Source organism: Actinoallomurus vinaceus, assembly GCF_039542055.1.
GTDB lineage: Bacteria > Actinomycetota > Actinomycetes > Streptosporangiales > Streptosporangiaceae > Actinoallomurus > Actinoallomurus vinaceus.
In genome coordinates this window covers 195,707-210,946 of the sequence record NZ_BAABHK010000013.1, presented here as the reverse complement: position 1 = coordinate 210,946, position 15,240 = coordinate 195,707, and the positions used below count along the sequence as shown (strand labels likewise).

Annotated in this window: 14 protein-coding genes and 1 riboswitch; of the genes, 7 read left to right on the top strand and 7 right to left on the bottom strand. The window is 71.3% G+C overall.

Annotation, left to right across the window (positions count from 1 at the left end):
• Nucleotides 1–9 precede the first annotated feature (9 nt).
• Nucleotides 10–2,307 carry a S8 family peptidase gene (locus ABEA24_RS37130; protein WP_345437256.1) on the bottom strand — a complete coding sequence of 766 codons (2,298 nt, stop codon included), beginning with the start codon at nt 2,305–2,307 and terminating at the stop codon, nt 10–12.
• Nucleotides 2,308–2,640: 333 nt separating this feature from the next.
• Here ABEA24_RS37130 and ABEA24_RS37125 point away from each other — a divergent pair, with 333 nt between their 5' ends.
• On the top strand, nt 2,641–2,883 hold the full coding sequence (locus tag ABEA24_RS37125; protein WP_345437254.1) for an SHOCT domain-containing protein: 243 nt from the start codon (nt 2,641–2,643) through the stop codon (nt 2,881–2,883).
• Between the two features lie 152 nt (nt 2,884–3,035).
• Here the strand turns inward: ABEA24_RS37125 and ABEA24_RS37120 are convergent, their stop codons facing one another.
• Genes ABEA24_RS37120 through ABEA24_RS37110 form a run of 3 tightly spaced genes read right to left on the bottom strand, consistent with a single transcriptional unit; the run spans nt 3,036 to nt 5,737 of the window.
• Nucleotides 3,036–3,623: a MarR family winged helix-turn-helix transcriptional regulator gene (locus ABEA24_RS37120; RefSeq protein WP_345437253.1), complete on the bottom strand. Its 588-nt coding sequence runs from the start codon at nt 3,621–3,623 to the stop codon at nt 3,036–3,038.
• 47 nt (nt 3,624–3,670) lie between these two features.
• The gene (locus ABEA24_RS37115; RefSeq protein WP_345437251.1) at nt 3,671–4,867 is read right to left on the bottom strand and encodes a calcium:cation antiporter; all 1,197 of its coding nucleotides are present in this window, start codon (nt 4,865–4,867) and stop codon (nt 3,671–3,673) included.
• Nucleotides 4,868–4,918: 51 nt separating this feature from the next.
• A complete protein-coding gene (locus ABEA24_RS37110; protein ID WP_345437248.1) occupies nt 4,919–5,737 on the bottom strand; it encodes an SAM hydrolase/SAM-dependent halogenase family protein in 819 nt (272 codons plus the stop codon).
• Between the two features lie 99 nt (nt 5,738–5,836).
• Between ABEA24_RS37110 and ABEA24_RS37105 the strand changes: the two genes are divergently transcribed.
• The 3 genes from ABEA24_RS37105 (at nt 5,837) to ABEA24_RS37095 (ending at nt 7,743) form a co-directional block, all read left to right on the top strand.
• Nucleotides 5,837–6,136: a DUF3263 domain-containing protein gene (locus tag ABEA24_RS37105; RefSeq protein ID WP_345437246.1), complete on the top strand. Its 300-nt coding sequence runs from the start codon at nt 5,837–5,839 to the stop codon at nt 6,134–6,136.
• Nucleotides 6,137–6,431: 295 nt separating this feature from the next.
• The gene (otsB, locus tag ABEA24_RS37100; RefSeq protein ID WP_345437244.1) at nt 6,432–7,247 is read left to right on the top strand and encodes a trehalose-phosphatase; all 816 of its coding nucleotides are present in this window, start codon (nt 6,432–6,434) and stop codon (nt 7,245–7,247) included.
• 82 nt (nt 7,248–7,329) lie between these two features.
• The gene (locus ABEA24_RS37095; protein WP_345437242.1) at nt 7,330–7,743 is read left to right on the top strand and encodes a hypothetical protein; all 414 of its coding nucleotides are present in this window, start codon (nt 7,330–7,332) and stop codon (nt 7,741–7,743) included.
• 186 nt (nt 7,744–7,929) lie between these two features.
• Here the strand turns inward: ABEA24_RS37095 and ABEA24_RS37090 are convergent, their stop codons facing one another.
• Nucleotides 7,930–8,478, bottom strand: coding sequence for a PadR family transcriptional regulator (locus ABEA24_RS37090; protein WP_345437240.1), 549 nt, complete (start codon nt 8,476–8,478; stop codon nt 7,930–7,932).
• A 42-nt stretch (nt 8,479–8,520) separates the two neighbouring features.
• Nucleotides 8,521–10,557, bottom strand: a complete 2,037-nt coding sequence (locus tag ABEA24_RS37085) for a serine/threonine-protein kinase (RefSeq protein ID WP_345437475.1) — start codon at nt 10,555–10,557, stop codon at nt 8,521–8,523.
• 54 nt (nt 10,558–10,611) lie between these two features.
• Between ABEA24_RS37085 and ABEA24_RS37080 the strand changes: the two genes are divergently transcribed.
• Entirely contained in the window at nt 10,612–11,163 is a 552-nt protein-coding gene (locus tag ABEA24_RS37080; RefSeq protein ID WP_345437238.1) for an RNA polymerase sigma factor, read from the top strand.
• Here ABEA24_RS37080 and ABEA24_RS37075 read toward each other — a convergent pair.
• Nucleotides 11,154–12,584, bottom strand: coding sequence for an alpha,alpha-trehalose-phosphate synthase (UDP-forming) (locus tag ABEA24_RS37075; RefSeq protein ID WP_345437236.1), 1,431 nt, complete (start codon nt 12,582–12,584; stop codon nt 11,154–11,156). The genes ABEA24_RS37080 and ABEA24_RS37075 overlap by 10 nt on opposite strands.
• A gap of 563 nt (nt 12,585–13,147) precedes the next feature.
• A riboswitch (SAM riboswitch) is annotated at nt 13,148–13,315 on the top strand.
• A 15-nt stretch (nt 13,316–13,330) separates the two neighbouring features.
• Here ABEA24_RS37075 and thrC point away from each other — a divergent pair.
• Nucleotides 13,331–14,575, top strand: coding sequence for a threonine synthase (thrC, locus tag ABEA24_RS37070; protein ID WP_345437234.1), 1,245 nt, complete (start codon nt 13,331–13,333; stop codon nt 14,573–14,575).
• A complete protein-coding gene (locus ABEA24_RS37065; RefSeq protein WP_345437232.1) occupies nt 14,572–14,850 on the top strand; it encodes a MoaD/ThiS family protein in 279 nt (92 codons plus the stop codon). The genes thrC and ABEA24_RS37065 overlap by 4 nt, the downstream gene beginning before the upstream one ends.
• Nucleotides 14,851–15,240: the final 390 nt, after the last annotated feature.

The window sequence follows — 15,240 nt, the reverse complement described above, 5'->3', positions numbered from 1 at the left end:
CCTACGCCGTCAGGTCTCGGACTCGCCGTCGGGTTGGGCGGGAGGCGGGTCCGTGGTCTCACCTGCGGAGCTCCACGATGTGGACCAGCCCGAGCCGGTCTCCCCGCCGAGCGGCGGAGACCCCCAGTTGCGGGTGTCCTCCTTCAGCCGGTCGAACCCGCGGCGGATGCTCTCCCAGCTCTCGTCCGCGAGTGGCGTGCCGACGTCGGAGGACGAGTCGATCGACGCGTCGCTCAGCGGGTCGGGGCCGACCACGGGGAACGGACCGCTCGACGTCGTGGCACCGGTCGGCGGCGTCCGGGGCGAGGGGATGGAGCGATCCGGTTCCGGCGGTACGGGCGCGGAGGGGGCGTCGGTGGCCGCCGACCGGCCGGCCGCCGGGAACGCCTCGGTGCGGGCCTCCGGCTCGGGCGCCGACGGGCCGGAGGGCGAAGGGCCGGGCAGGGCCCCGCTCTCGTCGACCGGCGGCACTCCAGGACCGCCGCGACGGGGCGGCTCCGCGGCGGCCGGCATCGGTCCGGTCGGGGGTTCGGCGGGCGGCCGGTCGGCGGGGGCGGTGACGGGCGATGGTCCGGTGGGGGACCGGTCGCCGCGGGAGGAGGCCGGCGACGGCCTGGCCGGGTCCCCGAACCCGGAGTCGGGGAACGGGGCGTCCGAGGACGGCTGCCGCCAGGACGACGGCTCCTCCGGACGCCGGGACCGCCGTGCGGAGGACTCCGGCGTCGAGGCGTTCGTCTCGCCTCGGTGCCACGCGGAGGCGTCGGCGGAGCGTTCCGGGGCCGAGTCGGACGGCAGCGGTTCCCACGACGACGACGGCTCGGTCGGCCGAGGCTCCCAGGGGGATGGCCGCTCGGCCGGTCGCGGTTCCCACGGCGATGACCGCTCGGTCGATCGGGGCTCCCACGGCGAGGAGGGTTCGTCGGAGCGTGGCTCCCAGGGTGAGGGGCCCGAGAGCCGGTCCTGCCGCGGGGAGCGCGTGGTCGAGCGCGGTCGCCGCAGGTCGCCCTCGGTGGGTGAGACGGCGGCGACCGGTGCGAGGGCCTCCTCCTCGGCGGCCCGGTCGGCCGCGAGACGCCGACGGCGCTGCCGCCAACCCAGGATGAGGCTGAGGACGAGCAGGGTGCCGCCGCCGCTCAGGACGGCGACGAGCATGAGATCGGGCCCGCCTTTCGCCGAGGACCCGGTGGGAGCGGGCGTGGTGGACGAATCCGGCTGCTTCACGCCGGCGCCGCCGTGCTCGGCCTTGTTGATGCGGGCGGCGGTACGCAGCGAGCCCAGCGCGTCGGCCACGCCGGTGCCGATCGCGGTATTGCGGCCGTCGGCTGGCCGGTGCGTCGCGCCCTCCTCGAGCGTCTGCTTGACCTCGTCCGGCGTGAGGCGGGGATAACGGGCCTTGACCAGGGCGCTCATGCCGGCCACGAGAGCCGCGGACGAGCTGGTCCCGGTCCCGAGCACGTAGCCATGCCCCGCGACGTCGGCGCTGACGATCTCGACGCCGGGTGCCGAGACCGACACGTACGCGTGGCGGTTGGTGAACTTGGTCGGCTTGAAAGCGCGGTCGACCGCGCCGACGGCGATCACCCCGGGGTAGGCGGCCGGATAGTTGCGCCGGTTTCCCGTGGCACCGTCGTTGCCGGACGAGGCCACCAGCACGACGCCCTTGCCGAGGGCGTACTTGATCGCCGCCTCTTCGAGCGGGTTGCCGTTGTAGAAGAGCTTGCCGCCGCCGAGCGACATGCTGATGATCTGCGCGCCGTGGTCCGTGGCGTACCGGATTCCCTTGGCGATGGCGTCGCGCGAGCGGGCGACCTGCGCGTGGTCGTCCCGCATCGGATCGTTCAGCTCCCACGTGACCCGGATGGACAGGATCTTCGCCTCCGGCGCCACGCCCATGATCCCCGCGTTGCCGCCGGCGCCGTGCCCGTGGCCCGCGATGAGACTGGCCATCTCGGTGCCGTGGCGGCCCCAATAGCGGTTGCCCGGTTTGCGCGCGTGCCCGGTGAAGTCGGGGCCGTCGACCACGCGGCCGCTGAGGTCCGGCTGGTGACCGTCGACACCGGTGTCGAGCACGGCCACGGTCACGCCGTCGCCCCGTGAGTACTTCCACGCTCGCGCAAGGTGAAGAGCGCCCAGTGTCCACTGCTGGCCGCGGTACAGGTCCACCGTCGCCGTACGGCCGGCCGGGCGGACCGCGCGACCCGGCACCGCCGACTGGGCGGCCGGGACGGACAACACCGCTACGGCTGCGCTGACCAGCAGCGCGGAGACGAGGCGAGGAAAGGTGCGGCGGGGCTCGGATACGGGCACCGGTTTCCTCCCCGGTATCGGCGGCGGGCGTCATTCTGCCACGGAGGCATGCGAAACGCTCTCGCGATCACCGGCATTTCAGTGCGCTTGGGACGCGACGCGTCACGGAGCGTGGCGGGAGTGCCAGGTCAGAGGCGCGCGCCGATCCGGGTACCTTTCTCGTGGTGGGACGGACTCCGGGCCCGGTCTCCGCCGGCCGCGCGCGGTACGTCGCGTGCCCTTCCCTGGCGGCCGGCCGTATACCGGCCCGGTTCCGTCTGCTCCACCCGACGTACGCCGGAAGCCTCCCGCCGTATGACGACCCCCAGGGTGGTCCGGGCGCACGATCGGGGCATGGAAACGATGATCCTCGCCGGGCACGGTCCCTGGCACCACGAAGGCGGCCCCGGTTGGTGGCCCGTCATCCCTCTCGCGTTCGGTCTCTTCTGGCTGCTCCTCCTCGGCGGAGGCGGCTACCTGTTCTGGCGGCGTACGAAGTCGCCGGCGAAAGCGGAGTCCGTCCTCGCCGAGCGCTACGCGCGGGGTGAGATCGACGAGGAGGAGTACCGCGAGCGGCTGGCCGTCCTGCGCTCCTGACTCCCGTCATGGCCTCACCCGAGTGACCGAGAAAGGCCCGAGGCGTCCGGTCGTACGGCCGGCGGAGGAATGCGAGCCGGTGCGGGCGGCCCAGGGTGCGAAGCGTTCGAGTCGGGCGGCCGTACGGGTGGTGCTCCCCGAGGCCGCTCGGCTCACCTGGGTGTGGTCTCGTGGGGGCGTTCGGTGCCTGGGGCCGTGGTGGAGTCCTCGGGTCGGTCGGCGGGCGGGCCGGCCGCCTCGAGGAGCCTGCCGGCTCCGACCTGGTCGATGGGGATGCTCGCCGCGGCGTCGCTGAAACGCCGCAGGAGGCGGGCGAACTGGGTGCGCTCCTCCGGGGTCCAGTCGGCGACGAGCTGGCGGATGAAGTGCCGCCGGAACTCATCGGCCATCTCCTTGATCTGCCGGCCGGCGTCGGTCAGCTGGAGATGGGCGCGCCGGGCGTCGACGGGCGACGCCCGGCGGGAGACGAACCCCCCGTCGATGGCGTGTCCGACCAGCCGACTGGCGGTCGACGGGTCGACGTCGAGGTGCTCGGCGACGGCACCGACGGTGACGTCTCCGTGCTCCTCGCTCTGCCGGCAGATGGCGTAGATCACCATCAGGTTGGACAGCTGGATGCCCTGGCCCTGCTCGCATTCCTCACGGAGCCGCCGCAGCAGCTGCGGTTTGATCCAGAGCCTGCGGAGCTGGAAGGCGGCCTGCTCGATCTCCGCGACGCTCGCGTCGATGTCGGTACCCACACCGTCACAGTAATTGAGCCTGCGGGCCGAGCCCGCATCTCGCGAGATCATCCCCACCAGAACGCCGTTGCGATGATTCCGTACAGCACCATCAGCGTCGCGCCCTCCAGCCAGTTCGACTCGCCGTCGAGCACCACCAGGACGGTGATCACCACGGACATGATCAGGACGGCGATCAGTAGCGGGGAGAGCACCAGGGTGAACGACGCGCCGACCAGCGGAGAGAGCAGGACGAGCGCGGGGGCGACGACCAGGGCGATCTGCAGCGGGCTCTGGAGGATGACCGACAGGGCGTAGTCGGACTGGTTCTTGAGGGCGAGCTGGATGCCGACGACGTTCTCGACGGCGTTTCCGGCGATCGCCACGATGACGAGACCGGCGAACGCCTGGGAGATGCCGAGGGAGTCCATGGCGGGCTCCAGGGCGGCAACGAACCAGTCGGAGACGAACGCCGCGCCGACTCCGGTGACCGCCAGCATGGTCAGGGCGACGGCCAGGGGCCACGACGGCCCGTGGGGGCCGTCCTCCGCGCCGCCGGTCCGCTCCGCCGTGCCGGTCTTCTCGGCAGCGGAGGCGGTCGCGGCCGCGTCGGTCTTCTTCGCGGTGCTCTCGCCGGCGCCGACGGTGACCAGAGCCGTCTCTCCCGCCGCGGCGGGCGCCTCACCGGCCTTCTGCCGCTTGATCGCGCTGGGAAGGGAGGCGACGAACAGGCCCAGCAGCAGGATCGACACCACGACGGACAGGTTGCGTTCGTGCAGGGCCGCCTTTGTCGCGTGCGAGCCGAGCGCCGCGGTGAGGGACGGGACCAGCAGCGCCGCCACGGACAGCGTGAGCAGCATCGAGAGGGTACGGGCGGCGTCGCTGCCGAACTTCTGCGGCCCGTGCTTGATGCCTCCGAGCAGGAACGCCAGGCCCAGCACGAGCAGGACGTTCGCGAGGATGGAACCGACGATCGTGGCGGTCGCCACGTCGTACAGCTTCTTCTGCAGCGCGAACAGGACGACGAACAACTCGGGGAGGTTCCCCAGCGCGCTCTGGACGACCCCGGTCGCGCCCGCGCCGAGGCGGTCGCCGAGGGCCTCGACGCTACGCCCGACCAGGCTGGCCAGGAGCGCCAGCGCGAGCGCCGCGACGACGAAGGGAATGACGGTGCCGCCGATCTTGCCGAAGTGCGTGACGCCGGCCGCGACGGCCGCCACCACTGTGGCGATCATCAGGCGCCAGTCCGAGCGCGAGAATCCCATGCGGGAGATCATGCCGCATTCGGACCTGCGGATTTGACGGTTCCTTGACGTTCAGTGCATCGATGGGGATGTGACGGATACGCGGACGTGAGCCCCCGGCGGCAGGCCCAGGCGCTGGGCGGCGTTTCCGGAGTTCACCGCGAGAGCCAGGCATCCCACGGAATCGACGTAGGCCATCAGCTCCCCGGGAGGCGCCGAGGCGAACGTCTCGCCGAACGGCACGGTGAGGGTGCGGCGCCCGAGCGTCACGGTCAACGACGTGCCGGTCACCGCGCCGATCCGGTGCAGGTCGTCGGCGGTCACGGAGAGCTGGACGTTCCCGAACCGGTCGCAGGTCAGCACCTCGCCGTCGGCCGTACCCTCCTGGACGCGTCGCGTCGGCCGGGGAAGCATCACGAGGTCGGCGGCGTCGAACTCCGTGCCGACCGCCGCGATGTCCAGTCCCGCCGCGAGGTGGGCCGCCACCGGCGAGAACATGTCGCGGCCGTGGAACGTCGCCGACAGGGGCTCGAGCCACAGCTTGGAATTGGTCAGCTCGAAGGCCCGCGTTCCGCTGTCGGGCAGCGCCCACGACAGCAGCCCGTTGTCCGGCCCGACGAAGACCCGGTCGCCCGCGGCGACCGCGACCGCCCGCCGCGCCGTGCCCACGCCGGGATCGACGACCGCCACGTGTACGCCTTCGGGAAGGTACGGCACGGTCTGGGCGAGTATCGCCGCGCCGCGGCGCACGTCACCGGGAGGAACGAGGTGGGTGATGTCGACGATGCGGGTGCTCGGTGAGATGCGTGAGATGACTCCGTGACAGGCGGCGACGAAGCCGTCTTCCAGCCCGTAGTCGGTCAGCAGCGTTACGCAGTTGGTGAGCGCCACGCTTGAAGACTACGTCGAGGCCGGTCCCTGAGAACACCGCCAACGAGTCGCCGATCACGCGTAGCATGACAGCCCCCCGACCCGTACAGAGGGGACCTGATGCAACCGGCGAACGCCCGGGGCGATGGCCCTGAAAAAGACAAGGACGGCCGCCTGAACCAGCGCGACCGGGAGATCCTCGACTTCGAACGACAGTGGTGGAAGCACGCGGGCGCCAAGGAGCAGGCGATCCGCGAGCAGTTCGACATGTCGTCGACCCGCTACTACCAGATCCTCAACCAGCTGATCGACCGGCCGGAGGCCCTGGAGCACGATCCCATGCTGGTGAAGCGGCTCCGTCGGCAGCGGTCCGCACGGCAGCGCCAGCGGGCCGCGCGCAGGCTCGGCATCAACCTTTAGTCACTCTTGGGGACGCTCGGCATCCGGACCCGACTCGCTGCGGCGGAGCGGCCCGTCCCGGTGCCCGCACGGGCCGTGGCCGGGAAGCGGTGACTGCGGGGGCCGTTCGGGCTGTGCCGTGGGGCCGTGACCGCGGCGGTCGTACGGGCCGTGACCTGAAAGCCGTGACTGCGGCGGTCGTATGGGCAGCGGTCGTCGGTCGTGCGTCGTAAAGTGGCGTGACCGGCCGATGACGGACCGTGTGTTGCCGTGACCGGCTGCGACGGGCTCGCCAACCGAACGAGAGGGACGATCGATGAGCGCCGAGGCCCTGGAAGCCCAGACGACCGCCGGAGCCGAGGGCCTGTCCGCGATCCGTGCCCGCCCGCGGCAGGCGCTGATCGGCTTCGATTTCGACGGGACACTCTCGCCCATCGTCGACGACCCGGCTGCGGCGCGCGCTCATCCCGGTGTCGTGCCGGCGCTGAGCCGGCTGGCGCCGCTCGTCGGCACGGTCGCCGTGATCACCGGTCGGCCGGCCGCGACCGCCGTCGAGCACGGCGGGTTCGCGGGCCTGGAGAACCTTCTGGTCCTCGGTCAGTACGGCCGGGAGCGCTGGGAGAACGGCGTCCTGCAGGTTCCGGAGGCGCCGCCCGGGGTCGCGGAGGTCCGCGCCAAGCTGCCCCAGATCCTCCAGAACGCCCCTGAAGGCGTCACGATTGAGGACAAGGGCCTCGCGCTGGCGGTGCACACCCGGCGCGCCGCCGAGCCGCAGGTCGCCCTGGATCGGCTGCGCAGCATCGTCGCGGCCCTGGCCGAGCGCACCGGCCTCGTCGTCGAGCCGGGTCGCTTCGTGCTGGAGCTGCGCCCGCCCGGCATGGACAAGGGCGGGGCGCTGCGTGCGCTGGTCGCCGAGCGCGGCGCTTCGTCCGTGCTGTTCGCCGGCGACGACCTGGGGGACCTCACGGCGTACGACGCGATCGACGCGCTACGCAAGGAGGGCGTCCCGGGCGTGAAGGTGTGCAGTTCCTCCGATGAGGTCACCGCGTTGGCCGAGCGCGCGGATCTCGTGGTCGACGGCCCGCCGGGTGTGGTCACTGTTATCGAAGCGCTCGCGAGCGCATTGGCGTGACGGTAGAGTCGTCGCCCCAACCGTCCGACAACGGACGAAATGCCCGATTTCGGGTATAGGTGACGACCGAAAGGGTAGCCCGGTGGCCATTCGCAAAGAGACCATCAAACAGCAGGCGAATGAGATGGTGGTCCAGGCCATGCAGCCCGGCGACCAGATCATCAGCGGCGTGTACGCCATCACCGGCCCGAGCCCGTGGCTGATGAACCAGCTCGGCCTGCTCGGCCAGTTCTTCATCGACTACTACTTCGTCGCCGTCACCCGTCAGCAGGTCATCTTCGTCAAGATGAACCGCATGACGAACCGGCCCAAGGAGATCTCCTACGCCGTTCCGCTCCAGGCCGTCCAGATCTCCGACTACAAGCGCGCCGCCCTGTGGAGCTCGTTCCGCTACGCCGTGCCGAACGCGCCCAAGCCGATCCGGCTCAACGTCCACCGGATCTGGAGGCAGGAGCTCGACGCCCTGGTGGGCGCGTTCGGCGTGCCCGCCGCCTGACCTCGCGAGCATGGGTGGGCGCCTCCGGTCCGTCAGGAGGCGTTCGCCCGCGCAGGTCCGATCCCGAACTCTGAGCCCCTAGCTCTCGACTCGCCGCGGGCTCACGTCGCGCTCGCCTCCTCACTCGCTCCGCGGCCGGCTCGTCCCTCACCGACCACTCCGCTCGCTCGTCGGCTCGCTGCGGGGTCAGTCGCCGTCGTCGGCGAGGATGCCGTACAGGCGGCGCCGTGCGTCGTTGATGACCTCGAGGGCGCGCTCGCGTTGATCCTCGCTGCCGGCGTGCATGACCTGCCGGATCGCCATCATCAGCTGGCCCATCGCGGTGTGGACGTGTGTGGCGGCCTCCCCGGCGTCCTCGGTGATCTCCGCCCACGGCGGCGTCGGCCCGGCGGACTCGGCCGCGCCGCGGCCGTCGTCCGTCAGCGCGAACAGCCGTTTGCCGGACGACTCCCGTCCCGAGATGAGCCCTTCGTCCTCCAGCAGCTGCAGCGTCGGGTACACCGACCCCGGGCTGGGCCGCCAGATCCCGCCCGTGCGGCTCTCCAGCTCCTGGATCATCTCGTAGCCGTGCATGGGGCGTTCGGCCAGCAGCGCGAGAATCGCGGCCCGCACATTGCCGCGCTTCGTGCGGCGCCCGCCGCGCCCACGGCCGCGCGGACCGAACCCGGACCCGAAGCCCGGCCCCCAGTCACCGAACGCGGCGCGTTCCTCGCGGTGCCGTGATCCTCTGCGCATGACCTCTCCCCGACGATGTTCGACGATATATCGTACGGGTGGTCAGCCCTTGGTCTGGATGCTGTCCAGGATCTTCTTGGTCAAGTCGGGCGAACCAGTCAGTTTCACGCGTACCCACATCGCGAACTTTCCGCTCGTGTCCCGCAGGCCCACCTCGTTGATCGTGATCGTCGTGCCGCAGCGCCACGGGGTGATCTGCCCGCTCAGCGTGCCGTGGTGGTACGGCTGGGCGGTGCCGGCGGTGCACTTGAGGCGATGCCGGCCCAGACCCGGCGGCGGCAGGGTGACGTTCAGGTCGTGGGTGAGCCCGGCGAAGACGCCCGGGGTCGGGACGTCGTCCTTGACGAACTGGGCGTAGTCGGGGGTGGCGCGCAGCGCGGGCGCCTTCGCGCGGTCCGACACCGCGACCGGCCAGGTGGTGTGCTCGGCCTGCAGCTTCCAGGTCGGCGGCACGCGGATGCTCAGGCGGCCCGTCACGTCGGTCACCGCGACGAGGCCGTCCCCGGGCTTGGTGTGAGACTTCGAGGAACCGGTGAGCTTGCCGATCGCGAACGCGCCCCCACCGCCGACGACCAGCACCGCGGCGAGGCCGGCGACGACGATCAACCGCTTGCGGCCCGGCGAACCGGCGGGTGATCCGCCGCCCGTGTCGCCCTTGCGGTGCGACCCCGGCGTCTGGGGGCCGGTGCCGCGATGCGCCCCGATCGGCAGGTCGACGACCGTCTCGTTGCCGACGTCGGCCGGAGGCGGCGTGTTGATCGTCCGGTCCCGGGCGTTCTCGTACGGCGGCGCCGAACCCGGATCGTCCACTGGCGGGACCCGGACCGTACGGTCCGACGGCGATCCGGCGCCCGGGCGGTCGGTTGAGCCGGGATCGTCGGGGACCGGAGGGACATGGAGCGTACGGTCCGGCGGTGCCCCGCCCCCTGGGTGGCCCGTGGTACCGGGGCCGTCGGGGCCTGGCGGTGACCCGTCCCCTGGGCGGCCGGTGAAACCGGGGCCGTCGGGGCCCGGCGGTGACCCGCCCTCAGGGCGGCCCGTGAAACCGGGGGCCGGCGGTGACCCGCCGCCCGGGCGGTCCGTGGAACCGGGGTCGTCCGGGATCGAGGGGACGCGGAGCGTACGGTCCGGCGGCTCCCCGGAACCGGGCGGGACCGCCGGGCCGCCTCCGGGCGACATGCCCGGGCCCGGGGGCGGACCGCCCGGGGCCCATTCGCCGCCCGATCCGGAGTCCATCATCGTCGCCATGTCGCCGGTCTCGGGGGCGTCTCTCCGCGTCGCGTCGTCGGCGACGGACATCAGCGGGACGCTCAGGGCGGCCGCGAAGGCCTCGGCGGACGGCCAGCGGCGTTCTCGATCGCCCTCCAGGGCGCGCATCACGATCTCGTCGACGGCCGGGGGGAGGCCCGGCCGCGCCGCGCTCGGCGGAGCGTCCACCGGCGCCGGACCCGGGGGATCGCCGGTGAGGAGGTGGTACGTCAGCGCGCCCAGCCCGTACACGTCGGCCCGGACGTCGAGGCCGCCGCCGAACCGCGCCTGCTCGGGCGACATGTAGCCCGGGGTGCCGACCGGCATCGTGAACGCCCCGGAGGCGTGCGCGAGCGCCTTGGCGAGCCCCAGGTCGGCGATGAGCAGGCGTTCGCCGCCGTCGGTGGTCGACTGGAACAGGACGTTCGACGGCTTGAGGTCCCGGTGGATCACGCCGAGCCGGTTGATGACCTCCACCCCGTAGGAGATCTCGATGGCCAGCCGCAGCGCCTCGGCGACCGAGATCTCCCGCTCCCGCATCCGGTCCGCGAGCGTGCCGCGGTCGGCGTACGACATGACGAAGTAGGGCCGGCCGTCCTCGAGCTCCCCGATATCGTGCACGCGCACCAGGCGTTCGGAGTCGGCCCGGCGCAGGATCCGGGCCTCTTCCAGGAAACGACTTCGCACGTCAAGGTCGTCGATGAGCCCCCCGGCCAGCACCTTGACGGCCACGAGGGCATCGAGCAACTCGTCTCGGGCGAGCCACACGGAAGCGAAAGCTCCGGACCCAAGAACACGATCGATTCGGTAACGGCCGACGTTCGAAGGCATGGACACCCCCGTATCATGCCCAATGCGGGGCGATAGCGAGGGCGAGGCGGGTTCATGGCGTACGACGAGCGGACCGAAGAACTGGCAGGACGGGCCGCCAAGGGTGACGCAGCGGCATTGAATGAACTACTCAGAGTGATTGAGCCGGACGTTTTGCGGCATTGCTCCCGGTTCCTTCCGTGCCGGCAGGATGCCGAGGAGGCGTGCCAGGACGCGCTCATGCAGGTCGCGCGCAACATCGGGCGGTTCGAGGGCCGTTCGCGGTTCAGCACGTGGCTGCACGTGGTCGTGGCCAACTCCGCGCGCTCGACGTACCGCTCGCTCAAGCGCCGGTCGGTGGAGCAGGCGGGCGAGCTGCCGCAGCAGCGCCCGGACCCGCACCGTACGAGCGTCATCGCCGGTTCGCGCGTGGACATCCTCGAGGCGATGGAGGATCTGGAGCGTCGCAAGCCGGACCTCATCGAGGCCCTGGTGCTGCGCGACGTGTCCCAGCTCGAGTACACCGAGATCGCCCAGCAGCTCAACCTGCCCCTGGGCACGGTGAAGTCCAGGATCCACGAGGCGCGCAAGCAGTTCCGGCAGTCGCTCGGCGACGATTACAGCTGAGCGTCCAGGGAGGCGAGCTGGGCGCCGAACCACTCGTGGGGAGGCAGCGCCGTCGCGGCGGCGGCCAGCCGGGCGCACCGCTCGGCGCGCTCGTCGCGCGGCATGAGCAGCGCCTGGTTCAGCGCCTCGGCGGTCTGTGACACGTCGAACGGGTTGATCATGAGGGCGTCGTCGTCCATCTCGGCGGCGGCGCCCGCCTCGCGGGACAGCACGAGGGCACAGCCCCGTTCCGACAGCACCGGCCCTTCCTTGGCGACGAGGTTCATGCCGTCCCGGATCGGGTTGACCAGGAGGACGTCCGCCAGGCCGTACGCCGCCAGCGAGCGCGGATAGTCGTCGTTGACCTGCAGGATCAGCGGCTCCCAAGTGGCGTCCCCGAACTCGTCGGAGATCTCGGCCGCGATCCGCTGCACGGCGGCGGTGTACTCGCGGTACTCCGGCAGGTCGTGCCGGGAGGGGTAGGCGAAGGCCAGGTGCACCACCCGGCCGTGCCACTCCGGGTGCTTGGCGAGCAGCTCACGGTAGGCCGCGAGCCCCCGCACGATGTTCTTGGACAGCTCCGTACGATCGATCCGCACGATGAGCCTGCGGTCGCCGACCTGCTCGCGCAGGGCCTGCTTGCGGGCCAGCACGTCGGGTTCGGCGGCGCGTGCCCGGAGGGAGCCGCCGTCGATGCCCAGCCCGTGCACACCGACGCGGGTGACGCGGCCGGCGTGGGTGACGGTGCGCGCCACCGGGTCGACCTTCGCCTGCAGGACGGCGGCACAGCAGTCGATGAACGCGTCGGCCCAGCGCTGGGCCAGGAACCCGGCGTGGTCGGCGCCGAGGATGCCCTCCAGCACCTGCCGCCCGATGTCGTCCGGCAGCAGGCGGTAGTACTCCGGCGGCGCCCACGGCGTGTGCGAGAAGTGGGCGATCTTCAGGTCGGGGCGGCGCTCACGCAGCATCCCGGGGGCGAGCGTCAGGTGGTAGTCCTGGATCGCCACCTTCGCGCCCGGCCGCGCGTCCCGGGCCAGCGCGTCGGCGAACGCCGCGTTGTACGCCTCGTAGGACTGCCAGTCCCGGCGGAACCGCGCGTCGAAGTGCGGCTTGTTCGGGCTGTCGTACAGCATGTGGTGGACGAACCACAGTGTGGAATTGGCCACGGCGTTGTAGGCGCGGTGGAAGGTGCCGGCCGGGATGTCCAGCATGCGGACGGCGCCGGCGCCGTAGGAGTCCAGCCGGCCGTCCTCCACGCGGCGGGCCGCGGCGCGGTCGGCGTACGACAGCGCCGTGCAGATCCACAGGATGTCGCCGCCCACGTCCGCCAGGGCCGAGACGAGCCCGCCGCCGCCGCGCCGCATGGACAGCGTCCCGTCGTCGGCCAGCGCGAAGGACACCGGACCGCGGTTGGACGCGACGAGGACCTGCGAGTCACCCATGGGGTGGAGGGTAGTCAACAGTTCGCCGCTGACGTGGCGCCCGGACGAATGTCGCCACTTCATTGACAATGCGTTAACAGATATGTACAGTCCGTGGTTGATCTGTGATGTTCGGTGTGCTAGCTGCGTACAGGGCCCCCGTTCCGCCGGAGAGATGGTCCGGGGCCTCCCCGTGCGCCGTTGACCGCACCGGTATGCCAGGTCGCAAGGGAACCCGCCGCCCTGGGAGCGGACCGCACGCGGGACGTGCGTCGCCGTCCAGGGTTGAACGTGGGGGACTAGTGCGCCCAAGACCGTTCGGGGCGTGCCGCTGTGCGGAGTTCACTCCTACTCAGCGTTAAGGAACGGTAACCGGTCGAAGGTATCGGGTCGAACGGTGGGCGGTTCGGGCTCCATCCGGCAGAGACGTCATCTCGCGCGGATCCGGGCGTCCGAACCGCCACCGACCAGTCCTCGTTGCGCTTCCCGGCCCGGCGCACGGCCCCGGCGGCGTCTCGCGACCTGAGACGAGCTTGGCGGAGAACCGGTCAGTCACGTATACAAGTCCACAGACAACTTAATAAAGCTCATCCAGAGGGGTGGAGGGACCGGCCCGTTGAAGCCCCGGCAACCCTCCCGGAAATGCGGTTCTACGCGTGCTTCGGCACGTCCCAACTCGCGCTGACAGCGAGGCCGCCCGGGACAGGTGCCAACTCCGGCTCGTGACCAAGGTGGCACGGGAAAGATGAGGAGAGAGGCCTCGCTTCATGTCGCAGTCCGCCGCCCGAAACCTCGGCCCCGCGACCGCACTGACGTGCCGCGAATGCGGAGAATCCTACGATCTGGGCCCTCGCTACGCCTGTGAGCTCTGTTTCGGCCCCCTGGAAGTCTCCTACGACCACGCCGACGTGACCCGGGAACAGATCGAGTCCGGCCCGCGCAACATCTGGCGCTACCGCGGCCTGCTGCCCGTTCCGACGAACGTCGTCGACACGCCCAACACCGAGCCCGGCTTCACCCGCCTCGTACGCGCCGACAACCTCGCCGAGTCGCTGGGACTGCGGTCGCTGTGGGTCAAGGACGACAGCGGCAACCCGACCCACTCGTTCAAGGACCGGGTCGTGGCGGTCGCGCTGGCCGCCGCCCGCGAGCTCGGTTTCAAGGTCCTGGCCTGCCCGTCCACCGGCAACCTCGCCAACGCGGTCGCCGCCGCGGCGGCCCGCGCGGGCATCCGCAGCGCCGTGTTCGTGCCGTCCGACCTCGAACGCCAGAAGATCGTCACGACGGCGGTGTACGGCGGGACGTTCGTCACCGTCGACGGCAACTACGACGACGTCAACCGGCTGGCCTCGGAGATCGCGGGCGAGCAGGAGGACTGGGCGTTCGTCAACGTCAACGTGCGGCCCTACTACGCCGAGGGCTCGAAGACCATCGGGTACGAGATCGCCGAGCAGCTCGGCTGGCGACTGCCCGAGCAGATCGTCATCCCGATCGCGTCCGGCTCCCAGCTCACGAAGATCGACAAGGCGTTCCAGGAGTTCATCAAGCTCGGCCTGGTCGAGGATCGGCCGTACAAGATCTTCGGAGCGCAGGCGACCGGCTGTTCGCCCGTCTCGGCGGCCTTCAAGGCCGGGCTCGACGTCGTCCAGCCCGTCAAGCCCGCCACGATCGCCAAGTCCCTCGCGATCGGCAACCCCGCCGACGGGCCGTACGTCCTCGACGCCGTGCGCCGCACCGGCGGAGCCATCGAGGACGTCTCCGACGAAGAGGTCGTCGACAGCATCGCGCTGCTCGCCCGCACCGAGGGCATCTTCGGCGAGACGGCGGGCGGTGTCACGCTGGGCTCCCTCCGCAAGCTGCTGGCCGGCGGCGCACTCGACCCCGAGGCCGAGACCGTCTTCATCAACTCCGGTGACGGCCTCAAGACCCTGGACGCGGTCGCCCCGGTGGCCGTGCCGTCCGCGAACATCGCACCCACCATCGAGGCATTCCGAAAGGCAGGTCTGGCGTGAGCTCGATCAGTGTCCGCATCCCGACGATCCTCCGGAGTTACACCGGCGGTGAGGCCGAGGTGAAGGCGGCGGGCTCGACCGTACGGGAGGTCGTCGCCGACCTGGAGGCCAACTACTCCGGCATCGCAGGGCGCATTCTGGACGACAACGGCAAGATCCGCCGGTTCGTCAACGTCTACGTGGGCGAGGAGGACGTGCGGTTCGCCGACGGCCTCGACACGCCGACCCCGGACGGCGTCCAGATCTCCATCATCCCGGCCGTCGCCGGCGGCTGAGCCCACCTCGGGTCGCCGCCCGGCGGCCCCGCCCCGGCAGCGGCGCCGAATGGGGCGCCGACCTGCCGTGGCTCACGCTCGCCGGCTTCGTCGCGGGAGTGGCCGCCTTGAGCGGCGCGTCATTCGAGGTCCGGTTCCGCGCCGGCCGGGGTGACGCCCCGTGATCAATACAAACCCGTGATCCCCGGCGGTTGCTGAGTCTCCGGACTCGGCGATCGCCGGGGATCTTGCGTTGGGCAGCCGAAACGACCGAGGTGGACGCTCCTACTCCGCTCTCCCGCGTGGTAATTCGGGCTCACGTATGCGGATTTATCGGTAGACGTCGCGAGTTCCGCCTACGGGGTTCTCTTTTTGACCGACATCGGCCGCCCGCACTTCTCGGGTAAAGGC

Coding starts and splice junctions, on each gene's coding strand:
- ABEA24_RS37125 (WP_345437254.1), top strand. CDS start 2,641: ATGGAAACGATGATCCTCGCCGGGCACGGTCCCTGGCACCACGAAGGC.
- ABEA24_RS37115 (WP_345437251.1), bottom strand. CDS start 4,867: ATGGGATTCTCGCGCTCGGACTGGCGCCTGATGATCGCCACAGTGGTG.
- ABEA24_RS37105 (WP_345437246.1), top strand. CDS start 5,837: ATGCAACCGGCGAACGCCCGGGGCGATGGCCCTGAAAAAGACAAGGAC.
- otsB (WP_345437244.1), top strand. CDS start 6,432: ATGAGCGCCGAGGCCCTGGAAGCCCAGACGACCGCCGGAGCCGAGGGC.
- ABEA24_RS37090 (WP_345437240.1), bottom strand. CDS start 8,478: ATGCGCAGAGGATCACGGCACCGCGAGGAACGCGCCGCGTTCGGTGAC.
- ABEA24_RS37085 (WP_345437475.1), bottom strand. CDS start 10,557: ATGCCTTCGAACGTCGGCCGTTACCGAATCGATCGTGTTCTTGGGTCC.
- ABEA24_RS37080 (WP_345437238.1), top strand. CDS start 10,612: ATGGCGTACGACGAGCGGACCGAAGAACTGGCAGGACGGGCCGCCAAG.
- ABEA24_RS37075 (WP_345437236.1), bottom strand. CDS start 12,584: ATGGGTGACTCGCAGGTCCTCGTCGCGTCCAACCGCGGTCCGGTGTCC.
- thrC (WP_345437234.1), top strand. CDS start 13,331: ATGTCGCAGTCCGCCGCCCGAAACCTCGGCCCCGCGACCGCACTGACG.